At 69.9% G+C, this 18,129-nt stretch carries 19 protein-coding genes; 11 read left to right on the forward strand and 8 right to left on the reverse strand.

Annotated elements, in window-relative coordinates; all coding sequences use genetic code 11:
• Positions 1–20 precede the first annotated feature (20 nt).
• Genes FMQ63_RS22240 through FMQ63_RS22290 form a run of 11 tightly spaced genes read left to right on the forward strand, consistent with a single transcriptional unit; the run spans position 21 to position 11,467 of the window.
• Complete coding sequence (locus FMQ63_RS22240) at positions 21–668, forward strand: cytochrome c3 family protein (RefSeq protein ID WP_011553886.1); 648 nt, start codon at positions 21–23, stop codon at positions 666–668.
• Positions 656–3,613: a Fe-S-cluster-containing hydrogenase gene (locus FMQ63_RS22245; RefSeq protein WP_216608997.1), complete on the forward strand. Its 2,958-nt coding sequence runs from the start codon at positions 656–658 to the stop codon at positions 3,611–3,613. The genes FMQ63_RS22240 and FMQ63_RS22245 overlap by 13 nt, the downstream gene beginning before the upstream one ends.
• A complete protein-coding gene (nrfD, locus tag FMQ63_RS22250) occupies positions 3,610–5,034 on the forward strand; it encodes an NrfD/PsrC family molybdoenzyme membrane anchor subunit (protein WP_011553884.1) in 1,425 nt (474 codons plus the stop codon). The genes FMQ63_RS22245 and nrfD overlap by 4 nt, the downstream gene beginning before the upstream one ends.
• Complete coding sequence (locus FMQ63_RS22255; protein ID WP_011553883.1) at positions 5,031–5,558, forward strand: DUF3341 domain-containing protein; 528 nt, start codon at positions 5,031–5,033, stop codon at positions 5,556–5,558. The genes nrfD and FMQ63_RS22255 overlap by 4 nt, the downstream gene beginning before the upstream one ends.
• Positions 5,555–6,235 carry a cytochrome c gene (locus FMQ63_RS22260; RefSeq protein ID WP_011553882.1) on the forward strand — a complete coding sequence of 227 codons (681 nt, stop codon included), beginning with the start codon at positions 5,555–5,557 and terminating at the stop codon, positions 6,233–6,235. Before FMQ63_RS22255 ends, FMQ63_RS22260 begins: the two co-directional genes overlap by 4 nt.
• A complete protein-coding gene (locus FMQ63_RS22265; protein WP_011553881.1) occupies positions 6,232–7,437 on the forward strand; it encodes a hypothetical protein in 1,206 nt (401 codons plus the stop codon). The genes FMQ63_RS22260 and FMQ63_RS22265 overlap by 4 nt, the downstream gene beginning before the upstream one ends.
• Positions 7,434–7,796 (forward strand): hypothetical protein, encoded by a 363-nt coding sequence (locus FMQ63_RS22270; protein WP_011553880.1) that lies wholly within the window; start codon positions 7,434–7,436, stop codon positions 7,794–7,796. Before FMQ63_RS22265 ends, FMQ63_RS22270 begins: the two co-directional genes overlap by 4 nt.
• Positions 7,793–8,833: a cytochrome c oxidase subunit II gene (gene coxB, locus FMQ63_RS22275; protein WP_011553879.1), complete on the forward strand. Its 1,041-nt coding sequence runs from the start codon at positions 7,793–7,795 to the stop codon at positions 8,831–8,833. The genes FMQ63_RS22270 and coxB overlap by 4 nt, the downstream gene beginning before the upstream one ends.
• The gene (gene ctaD / locus FMQ63_RS22280) at positions 8,814–10,451 is read left to right on the forward strand and encodes a cytochrome c oxidase subunit I (RefSeq protein ID WP_011553878.1); all 1,638 of its coding nucleotides are present in this window, start codon (positions 8,814–8,816) and stop codon (positions 10,449–10,451) included. Before coxB ends, ctaD begins: the two co-directional genes overlap by 20 nt.
• Positions 10,441–11,091, forward strand: coding sequence for a cytochrome c oxidase subunit 3 (locus tag FMQ63_RS22285; protein WP_020478090.1), 651 nt, complete (start codon positions 10,441–10,443; stop codon positions 11,089–11,091). The genes ctaD and FMQ63_RS22285 overlap by 11 nt, the downstream gene beginning before the upstream one ends.
• 10 nt (positions 11,092–11,101) lie before the next feature.
• On the forward strand, positions 11,102–11,467 hold the full coding sequence (locus FMQ63_RS22290) for a cytochrome C oxidase subunit IV family protein (protein ID WP_011553876.1): 366 nt from the start codon (positions 11,102–11,104) through the stop codon (positions 11,465–11,467).
• Positions 11,468–11,485: 18 nt separating this feature from the next.
• On the opposite strand, the gene FMQ63_RS22295 is transcribed toward FMQ63_RS22290, so the two are convergent.
• From FMQ63_RS22295 to mbhE, 8 genes are all read right to left on the reverse strand, one after another.
• Positions 11,486–12,043 (reverse strand): hypothetical protein, encoded by a 558-nt coding sequence (locus tag FMQ63_RS22295; RefSeq protein ID WP_011553875.1) that lies wholly within the window; start codon positions 12,041–12,043, stop codon positions 11,486–11,488.
• A gap of 210 nt (positions 12,044–12,253) precedes the next feature.
• Complete coding sequence (gene mnhG, locus FMQ63_RS22300) at positions 12,254–12,625, reverse strand: monovalent cation/H(+) antiporter subunit G (protein WP_011553874.1); 372 nt, start codon at positions 12,623–12,625, stop codon at positions 12,254–12,256.
• The gene (locus FMQ63_RS22305; protein WP_011553873.1) at positions 12,622–12,903 is read right to left on the reverse strand and encodes a monovalent cation/H+ antiporter complex subunit F; all 282 of its coding nucleotides are present in this window, start codon (positions 12,901–12,903) and stop codon (positions 12,622–12,624) included. Before FMQ63_RS22305 ends, mnhG begins: the two co-directional genes overlap by 4 nt.
• Positions 12,900–13,373, reverse strand: a complete 474-nt coding sequence (locus tag FMQ63_RS22310) for a Na+/H+ antiporter subunit E (protein WP_011553872.1) — start codon at positions 13,371–13,373, stop codon at positions 12,900–12,902. Before FMQ63_RS22310 ends, FMQ63_RS22305 begins: the two co-directional genes overlap by 4 nt.
• Positions 13,370–14,875, reverse strand: coding sequence for a proton-conducting transporter membrane subunit (locus FMQ63_RS22315; RefSeq protein WP_011553871.1), 1,506 nt, complete (start codon positions 14,873–14,875; stop codon positions 13,370–13,372). The genes FMQ63_RS22310 and FMQ63_RS22315 overlap by 4 nt, the downstream gene beginning before the upstream one ends.
• Positions 14,872–15,231, reverse strand: coding sequence for an NADH-quinone oxidoreductase subunit K (locus FMQ63_RS22320; protein ID WP_011553870.1), 360 nt, complete (start codon positions 15,229–15,231; stop codon positions 14,872–14,874). The genes FMQ63_RS22315 and FMQ63_RS22320 overlap by 4 nt, the downstream gene beginning before the upstream one ends.
• A 2-nt stretch (positions 15,232–15,233) precedes the next feature.
• Positions 15,234–15,677 (reverse strand): Na+/H+ antiporter subunit B, encoded by a 444-nt coding sequence (locus FMQ63_RS22325; protein ID WP_020478089.1) that lies wholly within the window; start codon positions 15,675–15,677, stop codon positions 15,234–15,236.
• The gene (gene mbhE / locus FMQ63_RS22330) at positions 15,674–17,983 is read right to left on the reverse strand and encodes a hydrogen gas-evolving membrane-bound hydrogenase subunit E (protein ID WP_026114104.1); all 2,310 of its coding nucleotides are present in this window, start codon (positions 17,981–17,983) and stop codon (positions 15,674–15,676) included. The genes FMQ63_RS22325 and mbhE overlap by 4 nt, the downstream gene beginning before the upstream one ends.
• Positions 17,984–18,129 lie beyond the last annotated feature (146 nt).

Genomic DNA, 18,129 nt, shown 5'->3' on the forward strand with positions numbered 1-18,129 from the left:
TGCGACTGCCTGGGCGGTGTATGGGTCTCTTTCCACCAGCGACCGATGGAGTACTGCGGGGCGTGCTCGGCCTGATGGTCGTGCTGCCGGTGGCAACGTCCATGGCGTTGCTGCTGCTGGCCCGCAATCCGCTGGGGACCGGCGCCTTCGAGCCCGTGCAGCAGCCGGTGCAGTTCGACCACCGCCACCACGCGGGGGACGAGGGCATCGGCTGCCGCTACTGCCATGACGGGGCCTGGCGGGGGCCTTCTGCGGGCATTCCGCCCACCAGCCGGTGCATGGGCTGCCACGCGCAGATTTGGAACGAGAGCGCGCTCCTGGCGCCCGTGCGCCAGAGCTACTTCGAGGACCGGCCCATCCCGTGGAACCGCGTCCACCGGCTGCCGCAGTACGTCTTCTTCAATCATGCCATCCACGTCCACAAGGGCGTGGGGTGCGTGAGCTGTCACGGCCGCGTGGACCAGATGCCGCTGGTGGAGCAGGTGGCTCCGCTCACCATGGGGTGGTGCCTGGAGTGTCACCGCGACCCGGCGCCCCACCTGCGGCCTCCTGAACACGTCGCGGACATGACGTGGAGCCCGGCCGGCCCGGCCCGGGAGGTAGGGCTCGTGGTGATGCGGACCCTGGATGTATCGCCCCGGACCGAGTGCTCCACATGCCACCGCTGACCGAGGAATATCCGCTCCCCGTCCTGACGGAGCCCGAGCCCTGGCGCAGCCTGGAGGAGCGCCAGGGCATCGCGCCCGCGCCCGAACCGGGCGAGTTTCCCCAGGAGGCCGATGCGCCCCCCCAGGGGCTGTCCCGGCGCGTGTTGCTGGAGTTGGCCGCGTTTGGCGGCGCCGCCGCGGGGTTGGCGGGCTGCTTCCGCTCGCCGCCGGAGAAGGTGCTGCCGTATTCCCGGCCGCAGCCGGAGATCACCCCGGGCATTCCCCTTCACTACGCCACGGGCATCGCGCTGGGCGGGTTCGTGCGCGGTGTGCTGGTGCGCAGCCAGGAGGGACGGCCCACGCTGGTGCAGGGCAATCCCTCCCATCCGGAGAGCCTGGGCGCGGCGGGCGCGCAGGAGCAGGCGTCATTGCTGGGGCTCTATGACCCGCACCGTGCCCGGGCCATGCGCCATCGCGGGGCGCCAACCTCCCTGGCCCAGTGCTTCCAGATGCTGCGCCGTCGCGCCGCGCGGCAAGACGCGGGGGCGGGGCTGCGCCTGTTGGTAGAGCCCACCGCGTCACCGCTCTGGACCCGGACCTTCGAGCGCATCCAGGCACGCTTCCCGAAGGCCCGGGTGGTGCCCTTCAGCTCCACGCAGACGGGGAACGCACTCGCGGGCGCCCGGCTCGCGTGGGGCCGGCCGCTGTGCGCGATGCCCGACTGGGGCGCCGCGCGCGCCGTGGTGTCGCTGGATGACGACTTCCTGTCCACGCTGACAGGAGGTCTTCGCGCCCCGCGTGAGTTCGTCTCCGCGCGCATGCCTCCGGCGCTCAACCGCCTCTGGGTGGTGGAGAGCCGCTTGAGCCTCACGGGGGCCTTCGCGGACGAACGGCTCCGGGCGCGCCCGTCCCGCGTGCCGTGGGTGGCCCAGGCGCTCGCGGTGGAGCTGGGGCGGATGCTGGGACGCGAGGAATGGACGGCGCTCGGACGTGGAGCGTCGGCGCTGGAGGACTCGGAGCGCCGCTGGGTGGTGGGAGCCGCGCGGGACCTGATGGAGCAGGGGCGCCGGGCGTTCATCGTGGTGGGGGAGTCCCAACCCGCCGCGGTCCATGCGCTGGCGCACCTGCTCAACGCGACGTTGCACGGGGGGAAGGTGCGGTGCGTGGAGTCGCTCCTGGCGCCCGCGCCGGATGCAGCGGCCCTGCCAGCGCTCGTGGCGGACATCCAGGCGGGCGCGGTGGACACGCTGCTCATCACCGCGTGGAACCCCGTCTACCGCGCGCCCACGGACCTTCCGCTCGGGGAGGTCCTGGGCAGGGTGGAGGACGCCGTGTACTGCGCGCGCCATGACGACGAAACCACCGCGCGGGTGTCCTGGTCCGTGCCCTCCACGCATCCATTCGAGGCATGGGAGGACGGGCGCGCGGTGGATGGCACCGCCACCATCCTGCAGCCCCTCATCGCGCCGTTGCTGGAGGGCGCCGTGCCGCCGTTGGAGGTGCTGGCGGCCTTCACCGGTGAACTGGCGACCACGCCTTACGAGCGGCTGCGCGCCCAGTGGCGTGAGCACGCGGGCGCTACGGGACGCTTCGAGGATGCCTGGGAGCGTTGGCTCGCGGAGGGCGTCATCCCCGGGACGCAGCTCCCCGTGCAACAGGTTGCCGTGGACACCGCGGCGGTGCTCGCGGCGGTGCGGGCGCTGCCACCCCCGGGGGACGGCCTGGAGCTGCACTTCGCCGTGGACACCAAGGTCCATGACGGCCGCTACGGCGCCAATCCCTGGCTCCAGGAACTGCCGGATCCGGTGACGCAGCTCACCTGGGACAATGCCGTGTGGGTGAGCCCCGCCACGGCTTCGCGCTTGTCGCTGGCGCGAGGCAACCGCGTGCGCGTGGAGCTGCGAGGCCGCGCCGTGGATGCGCCCGTGCTGGTGGTCCCCGGGCAGGCCGATGACACGCTGACCTTGCCGCTGGGGTACGGCCAGCGCATGGGCAGTCCAGTGGCGCGCGGCGTGGGCTTCGACGCACAGGCGCTGCGCTTCCAGGACTCGCCCTGGTGGGCTGCCGGGGGACAGCTCACGCGCGTGCAGGGCCACCACGACTTCGCGCTGACGCAGGAGCACTGGCATATGGAGGGCCGGCCCGTGGCGCTCCAGACGACCGCCGCCCGGTTCGCGGCACAGGGCGATGCGCGACTCCCCGACCTCCAGGCTCCGAAGGAACACCTGTATCCACCGCGGCCCGCGCCGGAAGAGGCTGGCCACCGCTGGGGCATGGCCATCGACCTGCACCGTTGCACGGGCTGTAGCGCCTGCGTCGTGGCGTGCCAGGCGGAGAACAACATCCCCGCGGTGGGCAAGGACCAGGTGGGGCGCGGTCGGGAGATGCACTGGCTGCGCATCGACCGTTACTTCATGGGGGACGCGGACAACCCGTCCGTCATCACCCAGCCGCTGATGTGCGTGCACTGTGAGTACGCACCTTGCGAGTACGTGTGCCCCGTGGCCGCCACCGTCCACTCGGACGAGGGGCTCAACCAGATGGTCTACAACCGCTGTGTCGGCACGCGGTACTGCTCCAACAACTGTCCCTACAAGGTCCGGCGCTTCAACTACCTGGAGTACAACCGCGGCGGCCTGCTGGACCGGATGTACCGCAACCCCCAGGTGACGGTGCGCTCGCGCGGGGTGATGGAGAAGTGCACGTACTGCGTGCAGCGCATCGAATCCGCCCGCATCACTGCGCGCGTGGAGCAGCGCGCCATCCGGCAGGGGGAGGTGCGCACCGCCTGTCAGCAGGCCTGTCCCACGGAGGCCATCGTCTTCGGTGACCTGAGCCAGCCGGAGGACCCCGTCACGCGGCTGCATCAGGACCCGCGCCACTATGCCCTGTTGAACAACCTGGGGACGCGGCCGCGCACCGTCCACCTGATCCGCCTCAAGAATCCGAGCGAGGTCTCCGGATGAGCGAGCCTCTGCCCCTGGCCCCGGTGACGGCGGACCCACTGGTCGTCCACCCCTTGCTGGAGGAGCGTCGTCCGGACGCGCAGCTCAGCGAGGCGTTGCTGCGCCCGGTGCTCACCGCGCCGGGCAAGGGGTGGTGGGCGCTCGTCGGCGTATGCGCCGCGCTGACGGGGCTGCTGGTGGTGGCCATCACCATCACGTTCGCCACGGGCGTGGGGACGTGGGGCAACAACATCCCCGTGGCCTGGGCGTTCGGCATCATCAACTTCGTCTGGTGGATTGGCATTGGCCACGCGGGCACGCTCATCTCCGCCATCCTCCTGTTGTTCGGCATGAAGTGGCGCAGCTCCGTCAACCGCATCGCGGAGGCGATGACGCTGTTCGCGCTCATCTGCGCGGCGCTGTTCCCCCTGCTGCATCTGGGGCGGCCGTGGAAGTTCTACTACCTGGTGCCGTATCCCAGCTCGTTGCGCATGTGGCCGCAGTTCCGGTCGCCCCTGACGTGGGACATCGTGGCTGTCACCACGTACCTCACCGTGTCGGTGCTGTTCTGGTACCTGGGCATGGTGCCGGACCTGGCCACCGCGCGGGACACCGCGAAGCAGCTCTGGCGCCGCCGCGTCTGGGGCGTGCTGTCGCTGGGGTGGCGGGGGAGCGCCCGCCACTGGCGTCACTGGCGCATCGGGTACCTGATGCTCGCGGGGTTGGCGACGCCGCTCGTCGTATCGGTGCACACCATCGTCTCGTTCGACTTCGCCGTGGCGCAGCTGCCGGGCTGGCACAGCACCATCTTTCCGCCGTACTTCGTGGCGGGCGCCATCTTCTCCGGCCTGGCCATGGTGCTATCGCTGTTGATTCCCGCCCGGCGCGCGCTCCACCTGTACACCGTGGTGACACAGGCGCACCTGGACGCGCTGGCGCGGCTGCTCCTGGTCTCCGGCCTCTTCGTGGCCTACGGCTACGTGCAGGAGCACTTCTTCGGCTGGTACAGCGGAGACCCCTACGAGATGCACGCGATGGGCATGCTGCGCACCGGCCCCTACGCGCCCGCGTTCTGGACCGTCTTCACCTGCAACGTGCTGGTGCCCCAGCTCTTCTGGTCCGCCCGGATGCGCACCCGGCCGTTGGTGCTGTGGTTCGCGGCGCTGCTCGTCAACGTGGGCATGTGGCTGGAGCGGTTCGTCATCATCGTGTCTTCGCTCAGCGAGGACTTCCTGCCTTCGAGCTGGCGGCACTATGCGCCCACCTGGGTGGACCTGAGCCTGCTGTCAGGCACCGTGGGGCTCTTCGGCCTGGGCTTCCTGCTGTTCCTCCGCTTCCTGCCGCCGGTGCCCATCAGCGAGGTGAAGGAGCTTCAGCACCAGGTCGAGGCCTCCGAGGCCTTCGCCCATGAAGTGTCGGCGCGGGAAGGAGGGGCGCGATGAGCCGCTGGGTGTTGGGCGAGTTCCGCTCGTCGGAGCGGATGGTGGAGGCTGCCCGGGCGCTGCGGGCGTCCGGCTTCCTCCGGTTGGATGCGCACACTCCAATCCCCGTGGAGGACGTGGAGGCGGTGCTGGGACTGCCCCCATCGCGCCTGCCACTGTTGGGGTTGATCGCCGGGGTGGGGGGCGCGGTGGGCGCCTACGTCGTGCAGTGGTTCACGCAGGCCATCGACTGGCCGCTGAACGTGGGCGGACGTCCGTTGCACAGCGGCCCCGCCTTCATTCCCATCACCTTCGAGTCCGGGGTCCTGGCGTCGGCGTGCGCCCTCTTCATGGGCGTCATCGTGGCGTGTGGCCTGCCGCGGGTGACCCATCCGTTCCTCGGCCTGGAGGCGTTTCGAAGCGCCAGCATCGATGGGTTCTGGCTGGCGGTCGCGGTCGACGACGCGGAGGGCGCGGACGCGGCGCAAGGCGCGCTCCGGCGGCTCGGCGCCGAGGTCGTGCTCGCGGTGGAGGGACGTTCATGAGCGGACGTCTGGCATTGGTGGTTTTCGGGCTCGTGGGCGTGCCCGCATGTGTGGACCTGGACCCGATGCGGGTGCAGGCGCGTGACGGGGCGTTCGTCGCCAACCCGTACTTCGCGGATGCGCGGTCGATGCGGCCCCTCGTGCCCGGCACGGTGGCGCGCGAGTGGTACTTCCAGGAGGCCGCGTACATCCGCCGGGGCTCTCCGGACGGAGGCTGGGTGGAGGTGGAGCAGCTCCCCGTGCCGATCACACCCGACACGCTTCGGGAGGGGCGCGCCCACTTCGAGACCTGGTGCGCGCCGTGTCACGGACTGCTGGGAGATGGGCAGAGCATCGTCGCGCAGAACATGGGGGCCCGGTCGCCCCCTTCGCTGTATGGCGAGGCGCACTCGCATCCCGAGCATGGAGCGGTGATGCCCGCGGATGCAGGGGAGGGCGCTCGCCCGGTGTCCCCTGGATGGGATGCGCTGCCGCACTCACCGGGCTTCTACTACTCGGTCATCACCGGAGGTTACGGGTTGATGCCTTCCTACGCGGATGCGCTCACGCCCGAGGCGCGCTGGAAGGTCGTGGCCTGGCTGCGGGTGCTCGCGTACAGCCAGCGCGCGCCGTTGTCCGCCGCGCCCGACGACGCGCGCGAGTCGCTCATGCGGGCACCCGAGGGGGGCACGCCATGACGGCCACGGTCCTGACGCGCCTGAACCTGGGGCGACGCGTGGTGTGGGGCGCCGTCGCGGTGGGAGGCCTGGGGCTCCTCGCCACCCTGCTGGGGGGCGTGGCCGCGCCCCGGGAGGCCGCGTACGGCTATTTGTTCGCCTTCGCGTTCTGGCTGACCCTCAGTCTGGGGGCCCTCATCATCCTGGCCTCGTTTCACGCTTCCCGCGCCAGGTGGCCCACCGTGCTGCGGCGGCCGCTGGAGGTCATGGCCGCGAGCAGCCCGGTGTTCGTGCTGTTGTTCGTCCCCGTGGTCCTGACGATGCCCCACCTGTTTCCGTGGGTGGCGATTCCCGCCGACCTCAGCGCGCATGACGTGCACCTGCTGGCCCACAAGAAGCCGTACCTCAACGTGCCTTTCTTCCTGGGCCGGGCGGTCTTCTACTTCGCCGTCTGGAGCGTGGTGGGGCTCCTGCTCTACCGGTGGTCGGTGCGGCAGGACGCGGAGCCGGCCATCACCGAGCGGGCCGTGCGCTTCACGCTGTACCAGCGGAAGCTGGGAGCGGGCTCGCTGCCGCTGATGGTGCTGTGCCTGTCCTTCGCCAGCCTGGACTGGCTGATGTCGCTGGAGCCGCTGTGGGAGTCCACCGTGTACGCCCTGACGCTCGGCTGTGGGGCCGTGGTGGGCGCGCTCGCGCTGGTGGCCGTCGTCGCGGCCACGGCGCGGGGCGCGGGACAGTTCGGCGCGTTGATGGGACCGGCGCACTTCCTCCGGCTGGGGACCCTGCTGCTCGCCTTCGTCTGCCTGTGGGCGTACGGCGCCTTCTCGCAGCTCCTGCTGATATGGATTGCGTCGCTTCCGGAGGAGGTGACGTGGTACCGCGCGCGCCTCGACGGTGGCTGGCTCGCGGTGGCGGTGGTGCTGGCCGTGGGGCACTTCGTCGTGCCGTTCTTCCTGCTGCTGCTCCGGCGCCTGAAGCAGGACCCAAGGGCACTCGCCGTCGTGGGGGCGTGGCTGCTCCTGATGCGGGCGCTGGACGTCTACTGGCTGGTGTTTCCCGCGCTTCATCCCGGGACGGCGTCGTTCCACTGGACCAGCGTCACCGCGTGGGCCGGCGTTGGGGGCTGGACGGTGGCCGCGTGGTGGCTGCTCTCGCGCGGCGGCTACACGGTGCCGGTGAGAGACCCGTTCCTGCCTCATTCGCTGCGGGTGCCCCGGTCATGAGCGAGGGCTTCATTCCACCGCCGCCAGAGCCCCGGATGCTCCCCACGCGGCACATCGCAGGGGTGGGGTGCGCGTGGCTGTTCGTGGTCGGGATCGCGTTGCTCTTGATCCGATGGAGCGTGCGCGAGTACGCGCCCTGGGCGCCCGCGGGCTTTCCACCGACGCTTGGCGTCTCCGAGGTCGCGGACGTCAACCAGCGGCTCTTCAAACGGGAGGACGCCGCGCCCCGGCTGCGCGAGGCACAGCGGGCGCGGCTGCGGGGGTACGGTTGGGTGGACCGGGACGCCGGGGTCATCCACATTCCGGTGGAGCAGGCCCTGGAGCAGGTCCTCTCCACGGAGGAGGGGGCGCGGCCATGAGTGACCTGCTGCGGCGCATGTTGTTCCTCCCGGAGGCGGCCTCGTCGCTGGCCACACGCGTGGACCAGCTGCATTTCTTCATCATCTGCACCACCTTCGTGGTGGGCGCCGGCATTGGCCTCACCGGACTCTTCTTCCTGGTGCGCTACCGGCGTGGACGTGCGCCCTCGGAGGCGCCGGCGATGGCCGCGCCCACCTGGATGGAGGCCGCGTTCGCCGGCGTGCCGCTGTCCTTCTTCCTGCTCTGGGGCGCGCTGGGCTTCCGGGACTACGTGTGGGCCCGCACGCCGCCTCGGGACGCCCTGGACGTCTACGTCACTGGCAAGCAGTGGATGTGGAAGTTCGCCTACCCGGACGGGCCGGGGATGGTGGGCGTGCTGCACGTTCCCACCGGCACGCCCGTGCGCCTGCTGCTCACGTCGCGCGACGTCATCCACTCCTTCTTCGTCCCCGCCTTCCGCTTGAAGATGGATGCGTTGCCCGGGCGCTACACGGAGATCTGGTTGGAGGTCCTGAGGCCGGGCCGCTACCAGGTGCTGTGCGCGGAGTACTGCGGCCTGGACCATTCGCACATGCGCGCCGAGGTGGTGGCACTGGAGCCCGCGGCCTTCGAGGCATGGAGAGCCCGGCAGCGGGCCCAGCCGACGTGGGTGGCGGACACGGCAGCCGAGGAGGCGGGCACCCAGGGACCGTTTGCCCGGCGGGGGGAGGACGTCGCCGCGCGGCAAGGGTGTCTCCAGTGCCACACCATTGACGGTACGCCGCACATCGGTCCCACCTGGTTGGGGTTGTACGGGCGCGATGAGCCGCTGGCCTCTGGAGGCAGCGTGCGCGTCGACGTGGCGTACCTCACCGAGTCGATGATGGACCCACTGGCGAAGGTGGTCGCGGGCTACGCGCCGGTGATGCCGTCGTTCCACGGACGCCTGAGCGCGGGCGAAGTGGGCGCGCTCGTCGAGTTCATCAAGTCGCTTCAGCCGGAACTTCCGGAGCCACCATCCTCCCAGGAGCCCACGTATGGCCCCCTCCCACGCTGAGTCCCCCGTGGCGGCGCCCAGCTACCTGGACGCGGAGCGAGGGCTCTGGTCCTGGCTCACCACGCGCGACCACAAGCGCATTGGCGTGATGTTCCTGGGCGTGCTGCTGCTGATGTTCCTGTTGGGCGGCGTGTTCGCCCTGGCCCTGCGCGTGGAGTTGCTGACGCCCGGTGAAACGGTGATGGGGCGGCTGGCCTACAACCGCGCCTTCACCGTGCACGGTGTCGTCATGGTGTGGCTCTTCCTCATCCCATCCATCCCCACGGCCTTCGGCAACTTCCTGCTGCCGCTGATGATTGGCGCCCGGGACGTGGCCTTCCCCCGGCTCAACCTGGCCAGCTTCTACCTCTACGTGCTCGGCGCGGTGATGACGCTGTGGGGCGTGTTCCAGGGCGGCGTGGACACGGGGTGGACGTTCTACACGCCCTACAGCACCGCCACCGGGCGGGAGGTGATGCCCGTGCTTCTGGGCGTCTTCGTGGTGGGGTTCTCCACCATCATCACCGGCATCAACTTCATCACCACCGTTCACACCCTGCGGGCCCCCGGTGTGACGTGGATGAAGGTGCCCCTCTTCGTGTGGGCGATCTACGGCACGTCCATCATCCAGGTGCTCGCGACGCCGGTGCTGGGCATGGTGCTGGTGCTCGTGGCGCTGGAGCGGGTGGCGGGCGCGGGGCTGTTCGACCCGAGCCGGGGAGGGGACCCGCTGCTCTTCCAGCACCTGTTCTGGTTCTACAGCCACCCGGCCGTCTACATCATGGTGCTGCCGGGCATGGGCGTCATCAGCGAGACGGTGTGCGCCTTCAGCCGCAAGCGCCCCTTCAGCTACCGGGTGATTGTCTGGAGCACGGTGGGCATTTCCTTCGTGGGGTTCCTCACCTGGGGACACCACATGTTCGTCTCCGGCCAGTCCACCTTCGGGGCGGGCGCGTTCAGCGTGCTGTCCATGCTGGTGGCCATCTTCACGGCGATGAAGATCTTCACCTGGCTGGGCACCATGTACCGAGGGAGCCTGTGGGTCTCCACGCCGTTCACCTACGTCCTTGGCTTCATCTTCCTGCTCTTCTTCGGAGGCATGAGCGGGGTCGCCGTGGCCGTCACGTCCGCGGACCTGCACTGGCATGACACGTACTTCGTGGTGGCGCACTTCCACTTCATCATGGTGGGCGCGTCGCTGATGGCCTTCCTCGCGGCGCTGCATTACTGGTTCCCGAAGATGTGCGGCCGCATGTACCCGGAGGGCATGGGCATCGGGACGGCGGTGCTCATCATCTTCGGCTTCATCGCCACCTTCCTGCCTCAGTTCCTGCTGGGCAATCTGGGCATGCCCCGCCGGTACGCGGACTACCCGGAGGAGTTCCAGCCGCTGCACGTGGCGTCCACCGCTGGGGCGTCCCTGCTGGGCTTCGGCTTCCTCATCGTCGCCATCTACCTGGGCTGGTCGCTGCGGCATGGCCGCGCGGCGGGGCGGAACCCCTGGGGCAGCGAGGGCTATGAGTGGCTCAGCGACTCACCGCCCCCCGAGTTCAATTTCCATGCGCCGCCTTGGTTTCCCAGGCCGCCCCACGACTACGCGAACCCTGGCGCCAACACGGAGGTGGAGCATGCGGCATGAGGCGAGCCAGCGCCCGGTGGAGCCCCGTGCCCTCCACTTTGGAGACGAGGCGTCCCGCCAGGACGCCGCGCACCTGGGCATGTGGATCTTCCTGGCCACGGAGGTGCTGCTCTTCTCGGTGTTGTTCACCGCGTATGCCCTGTACCGGCTGACGTATCCCGGTGTGTTCCAGCAGGCGCCCGCGCACATGGACGTGTTCCTGGGGACGCTGAACACCTTCGTGCTGGTGGTCAGCAGCATCCTGGTGGCGCTCGCGGTGGATGCCATCCGGAATGGACGCGACTTCGCCGCGGCGGCGTTGCTCGCGCTGTCGGTGCTGCTGGGCATCGCGTTCCTGTTCATCAAGGCCGCGGAGTACACGAAGCACGTGCATGACGGGGCGCTGCCCGGCGCCTGGTACGCCTATGAGGCGTTCGCCCTTCCCGGCGCCAACCTCTACTTCACGCTGTACTGGGTGATGACTGGCGTGCACGCGGTGCATGTGCTCGTGGGGGTGGGCGTGCTCGTCACGCTGGCGTTGCGGACGCTGGCGGGGGAGTTCGGGGCCCGCTTCCACACGCCCGTGGAGCTGGGTGGGATGTACTGGCACCTGGTGGACGTCGTCTGGTTGTTCCTCTGGCCATTGCTGTACCTGACGTGAGGAGGCGCGCATGCGGGGCGGGGTCCGGGTGCTGGCCGTCGGAGCCGTGTTGCTGGCGCTGGCCACGCTGTCCTTCGGGCTGTCGAGGCTGCACCTGGGGGTGTGGGCGGTGCCGGTCGCGCTCGGCATCGCGCTGTGCAAGGCCGTGCTGATTGCCTTCTTCTTCATGCACCTGGTGGAGCGGCCCGGCGGGCCCCGGCTCGTCATCGGCACCGCGGGTGTCTTCGTTGGCATCCTCGTGGGGCTGGTGTTGGCGGAAGCCGCGGCCCGGGCGTGGCCGACGTTGCCGCCAGGGCCCTTTCCCGTGTCGCGGTTGCCGGGCACCGAACGAAGCGGCCCCCCTCGCGTGGCGCCGCCCTGGCTGCCGCTGCCCTGATGCGCCCGAGCCGCGGGCTCAGTGCGGCGGTACCGGGAGTGCCCGGACGCCACGGCGCTTCGCATCCAGGAGGAGCAAGGCCTTCCGGACAGGCGTCAGGACGCCCAGGCACGCGCCGAAGACCAGGTGCAGGAGCAGGAACGCGGCGATGGGCGGTCCCGCTCGCTCCAGCGGGGGCGCGGCCCAGGGGACGACCAGCACGGGCATGACGGCCTGGAGCGTCAGGCCCGCGAGCAGGCCCAGCATCACGGCCGTCAGTGCCGAGCCACCTCGAGGCACCAGCATCGCGAAGGCGGTGGCGAGCCCTCCCGCCGTCGCGAAGTGCAGGGCGAAGCCGAGCACCACCGCCGCGGTCCCAGCGGGCGCGTCCCTGAAGACCACGCCGCCCACCAGCCGTGGCGCGTACCAGAGGTCGCCCTGGGTGATGCTGCCCAGCAACAAGGCCAGCGCGGCCATGACCCATGCGCCGAGCGTGCCCACCAGCCCTCCCGCGATGAGCACGTCCCGGACCAGGCTCCAGTGGGCCACTGCGTCCGCGTGTTTCGCCTGGAGCTCCCGCTGCCGCGTGCGGTCCATGGCGCCACCTTCCTTCTGATTCGTCCCGGCCCATGACGGGATGGGCCGGGGCCTGGCGGCAGTGTTCCTCGCGCGCTCATGCCGCGCGTAGTGTCTCCCGGGCGCGTCGTTCGCGGCCTGGCGGGCATTGTGCCGGTCCAGGGGGCCAGTAGCCCCAGGCGCCGGGCGGAGCGGCTTGCCGTGGCCCGGTGGACCTTGGAGGCACGGCGTTCATTCCTCGCCGTCGGGCCCCAGGCGTGGCTCGTACGGACCTCCAGCGGGGTGGTGTTCCTCCAGGTCGTTCTGGTGCGTGCGCTCCCAGAGCGGGATGCCGGCGCGAAACGCCGCCTGCGCGATGAGCAGCGTGGCCACGGGCGTCATGACGAAGACGAAGGTGACGCCCAGCGCCGCGCGGGCCACCACGCTGACGTCTCCCAGGCCCAGCGCCGCCGCGCCCATCAGCAGGCCCACGCCCAGCGAGGACGCCTTCGCGGCCCCGTGGAGCCGCAGGAACAGGTCCGGCATCCGGAACAGGCCCAGCCCCGCCAGGAGCATCAGCAACGCCCCCAACACCAGCAACACCGCGGTGATGATTTCCTTCATGGCGTGCCCCTCTGCGCGCTGTAGAGGTACCTGGCGATGACGATGGTGCCCATGGACCCGATGACGGCCAGCACCAGGGCCACGTCCACCAGCTCGGGCTGTCCCATCCAAAGGGCATAGACGGTGATGACCGCCGACGTCTGGAGCGAGAAGAGGTCCAGCGCCACCACCCGGTCCGTCAGCGACGGACCTCGGAGCAGCCGGTGGAGCGAGAACAGCATCGAGACGGAGATGGCCCCGAGGGCCCCCTGGGTGATGGTCTGCAGCCAGTCGCTCATCGCAGTGCCCTCAACAGTGGAATCTCCACGCGCTCGCGGAGCTCCTGGCAGAACGCCTCCCGGGTGGTGGCGAACATGACGTGGACGTAGATGGCCTTGCGGTCCTCGGACACCTCCAGGGCCAGCGTGCCCGGCGCGAAGGTGACGATGAGCGTCAGCAGCGTGATCTCCGCGTCCGTGCGTGCCTCCATGTCGTAGCGGTAGATGGCGGGACGGGTGAGGAGCTTGGGCGTCGCAATCTCGTAGGCCACCCGCACGTTGGCGACCAGCACGTCCCAGCCCACCCCCGCCACCAGCCGCACCACGTTCCACGCCTGCGTCCCATAGCGCGAGGGCACATGCTGCGTGTCGATGAGGGCCAGCAGCACGAAGCCGATGATGAACCCCGTGAGGAGGTTCTCCGAAGTGACGTTCCCCAGCATCGCGGCCCAGAGGAGCGCCAGCATCAGGTTCCAGAGGAACGCGGTCATGGGCGTCCCCCCAGCACCGCCCGCACGTACTCCTCCGGGTCCAGCAACTGGCCCGCGGCGGCGTCCGCCAGCTCCAGCAGTGGCTCGGCGCCCAGGCCCAGGACGACCATGAACAGTGTCATCGCCATGCAGGGCCCGAGCACGCCGTCTCCCAGGCTCAGCGGCCGGGTGGGTTCCTGCGGCTGGTCCTCCGGCGGCGCCTTCCAGAAGGCCTCGCGCCAGATCTTCATCATGGAGAAGAGGGTGAGCAGGCCCACGACGACAGCCGTTCCCGCGATGATCCAGTTTTCGGCCCGCAGCGCGGCCTGGATGACGGCCAGCTTGGCGAAGAACCCGGAGAAGGGCGGCACGCCCGCGAGCGACAGCGCGGGGATGAAGAACAGCGCGGCCAGCAGGGGCTGGGTCCGGTACAGGTTGCCCATCTGGTGCAGGTCATAGGTGCGGGTGACGCGCGCGGTGGCCCCGCTCACCAGGAAGAGCGCCGACTTCGCGAAGATGTAGTGGATGAGGAAGGCGATGAGCGCCGTCAGCGCGCTCCGGGTGAGCAGCCCCAGGGCGGCGATGAGGTAGCCAATCTGGCTGATGATGTGGAAGGACAGCAGCCGGCGCATGTCGTACTGCGCCACCGCGCCCAGCACGCCCGTCACCATGGTGAGGCCGCCCATCACCAGCAGGAGGGTGCTGGTGAGCTGAGAGTCCTGCGTGAAGACCAGGGTGAACACGCGCGCCAGGGCGTAGACGCCGACCTTGGTGAGGAGCGCGGAGAAGAGCGTCGTCACCGCCGCCGGGGGCGTGTGGTACGAGGCCGGCAGCCAGAAGAAGAGGGGAAAGGCGCCCGCCTTCAGCGCGAAGGCCACCAGGAAGAACATGGACACGGCCGTCATCAGGTTCGGCGTGCCCAGGCCCGGCACCGTGACGGCCAGGTCCGCCAGGTTCAGCGTGCCCGCCGCCCCGTACAGCAGGCCCACCGCGCACAGCAGCACCACCGAGCCCATGAGGCTCAGCGACATGTATTTGATGGACGCTTCGAGCTGCTCCTGGCGGGCCTCCAGCGCGAGCAGCACGAACGAGGCGCCCAGCATGACCTCGATCCACACGAAGAGGTTGAAGAGGTCTCCGGTCAGGAACGCGCCGCACACGCCGCCCACCAGCACCAGCACCAGTGGGTAGTAGGCGCCCGCCTCCTTCGACGCTGGGAGCGTGGCCGCGGAGTAGGAGACCACCGTCAGGCCCATCACCCCGGTGACGAGCACCAGCAAGGCGCTCAGCAGGTCCGCGACCAGGGTGATGCCAAAGGGCGCCGCCCACCCGCCCACCTGCATGGACTGGATGCCTTCGCGGCGCACCGTCACCAGCAGCATCGCGCCCACCACGGCGAGGGACACCATGGTCATCAGCGCCAGCCACCGGCGCGGCCACGCGCGTGACGGGGCGAGCAGCCCCGCGGCCGCGGCGCCCAGGCACAGGATCATGGGCAGGCTGAGCAGCGTGGAGGGCGTCATCGCTGGGAGTCCTTCAGCTCGGTGCGCAGGGCCCGCGTGTCATCGGTCCCCGTCTCCTGCGCGGCGCGGTGCACCAGCACCAGCAGCAGCGCGAGCAGGCCGAAGTTGATGACGATGGCGGTGAGGATGAAGGCCTGGGGCACCGGGTCCGCGAAGGGCGGGGTGAGGGCCTCCTGGCCTTCGGGCACCAGGGGCGCGAAGCCGCGCTGCAGCCCGTTGATGGTGAAGATCAGGAGGTTGGTGGCGCTGCCCAGCAGCACCAGCCCCAGCGCGATGCGGACGATGCTGTGGAGCATCAGGCAGTAGAACCCCGCCGCGAAGAGGCCGCCCACGGTGATGGCGAGGAACAGTTCCATGCCTAGCCCCCCATCTCCGGCGCCGTGGTGTCCTCGCCCCGGGCCATGCCCAGGATGAAGCACATGGCCGTCCCCAGGACGACCAGATAGATGCCCAGGTCGAAGAGCTGCGGGGTGCCCACCTTCAATCCATCCGTCCCCGGCACGGGCAACCGCCCCCAGATTCCGGACAGGAAGGGCCGGCCTTCCATCATCGAAGGGACGCCGCTGAAGAGCGCCACCAGCAGGCCCGCCGCGGCCAACCGGGTGGGGTGCACCCGCAATTGCTTGCGCGCCGCGGGCCGGCCAAACGCCACCATCAGCAACGCGAACGCCGTGGCCGCCATCAGCCCGCCGACGAAGCCGCCACCGGGGATGTCATGGCCACGCACGGCCAGCACCAGGGACACGAGCAGCAGCACCGGGGCCATCAGCCGCGCCACGGTGTGCATCACCACGGGGTTCATACCTGCCTCTTCTTTCGCTGCGAGCGCGTGCGGAACAGGAGATAGACACCCAGTCCGGACGTCGCCAGCACGGTGGCCTCTCCCAGGGTGTCGAACGCCCGGAAGTCCACCAGGATGACGTTGACGATGTTCAGCCCCTTGCCGGCGGGCACGCTCTGCGTTGCGTAGAAGTCCGCCAGCCGCGTGTGCGAGGGCGTCGAGGCCACGTGCAAGATGATCCAGGTGATGAGCCCGCCCACGGCCAGGGGCAGGGCCGCCGTCCACCAGCGGAAGCGGTGCTCATGCGGCTGCACCGGGAAGCGCGAGAAGACGAGCGCGAACAGGATGACGGTGAGCGTCTGCACCACGATCTGCGTCATGGCCAGGTCCGGCGCGCCGAAGAACACGTACAGCAGCGCCTCCGCCAGGCCCAGCGCGCCCAGCGCGAGGATGGACGTCAGCGCCGAGCGCGACACCACGGCCAGCACCGCCGCCGCCAGGATGCCCACCAGGACCACCACTTCATGAGACAGCACGTATTTGGACACGCCCCGGGGCCATTCCCCCAGCCGCAGGAAGACGGCCAGCGCAAGCAGTCCGCCGAACGTGGCCAGGGTGACGACGATGTACTGGTGCAGCGAGCCGTTCTGGAGCACCCGCGTCATCGACGAGGACAGCTTGAGCAGGCCGCTCAGGGAGGCCTGGTAGAAGCGCTCCGGGCCGTGGTTGGACAGATTCAGGGCGCGCAGGCCCTTCAGCACCGGCTGGCGCAGCGCGAAGAGGCTCCCGCCGATGACGAGGCTCCCCACGCTCAACCCCAGGGCGGGCGTCACGCCGTGCCACAGCGACAGCTCGAGGCCCCCCGCCTGGCTCCCGCCAATGTCCACCGCCGCCATGGCCAGCAGGGGTTGGATGGCCCAGGGCACCAGGCCCAACATCAGCCCCGCCGCGCCGAGCAGCGCGGGCCCCATCCACATGGACGGAGGCGCTTCGTGGACCTTCGACTCCGGCTTGCTCGCGCGGAACGTCTTGCCCGCGAAGGGCTGAACGCCCACGCGCAGCGCCGCGGCCACCATGCCGCCGAAGCCCACCGTGGCCCCCATCGCCAGGGGCCAGCCCCCTGGGCCCTCCAGGCAGGCCTCGTAGATGAGCTCCTTGCCCACGAAGCCGAAGAGCGGGGGCAGGCCCATCATCGACAAGGAGGCGGCCGCGGAGGCCGCGGCCGTCATCGGCATGCGCTTGCGCAGCCCGCTCAGGTGCGCCACGTCGCGCGTGCCCGTCTCGTGGTCCACCGACCCCGCCACCAGGAACAACGTGCCCTTGTAGAGCGCATGCGCGGTGAGGAACGTCACCATGGCCTGGATGGAGGCCGCGGTGCCCTGCCCCAGCAACATCACCAAGGCCCCCAGGACACTCACCGTCGCGTACGCGAGCACCAGTTTGAGGTCCGTGTGCCCCAGCGCCAGCAGGGCGCCCAGCACCATCGTCATCGTGCCCACGATGGTGAGGATGGTTTCCCACGGGGGTGTGCCTCCCAGGACAGGCGACAGCCGCGCCAGCAGGAAGACGCCAGCCTTCACCATGGTGGCGGAGTGGAGGTACGCGCTCACGGGCGTGGGCGCTGTCATCGCGCCCGGCAGCCAGGTGTGGAACGGCATCTGCGCTGATTTGGTGAAGGCGCCGCCCAGCACCAGCAGGAGGATGGCCAGGTAGCGGGGGCTGTCGCGCACGGTGTCCGAGGCGGCGATGGTGCCGGAGATGGACAGCGTGCCCACCACGTCGCCCATCAGGAGCAGGCCCACCAGCAGGGACTGTCCGCCCAGCGCGGTGATGAGCAGGGCCCGCTGCGCGGATTCTCGGGCGGCGTCTTCCTTGTGCTCGAAGCCGATGAGGATGAACGAGCTGAAGGTCGTCACCTCCCAGCAGACGAAGAGCAGGAGCGTGTTGTCGGCGAGGACGATGCCCAGCATCCCGCCCATGAAGAGCAGGAGCCATCCGTAGAAGCGGCCCAACACCTCATGGTGGACCAGGTAGCGCCCCGCGTAGATGACCACGAGCGTGCCCAGTCCGGTGATGAGCAGCGCCATCAGCAGGGACAGGCCGTCCAGCCGCAGCGCGAAGTCGATGCCCAGGTCCGGCATCCACGGCAGCGTCAGCGAGAGCACCTCCCCCTGGACGCTGGCGGGAACCTGCGCGCCGAACCACACCGCCAGCCCCGCCGGAAAGAGGGCGAGCACCCAGCCTGCCCATGGCTTGAACAGCCGGGTGATCAGCACGGCCAAAGCCGCGGCGATGAATGGAACGAAGAAGGCGATACACAGAGCCATGACCGGGAGGCAGCAGGCCATTGCCCGGCTGCTGCCTCCAGGCTTCTTCCTTGCACGTTCCCCACAAGGGGCAGTGGTGGACACTCCCCGCGCTCGCCCGGCCTCGAAGTGTTCACAAGTGCCCGGTCGCTGCCCCGGCCGCTGGA

The sequence above is a fragment of the Myxococcus sp. CA005 genome (genome assembly GCF_006518205.1).
In the GTDB taxonomy this organism is placed as follows: Bacteria; Myxococcota; Myxococcia; order Myxococcales; family Myxococcaceae; genus Myxococcus; species Myxococcus xanthus.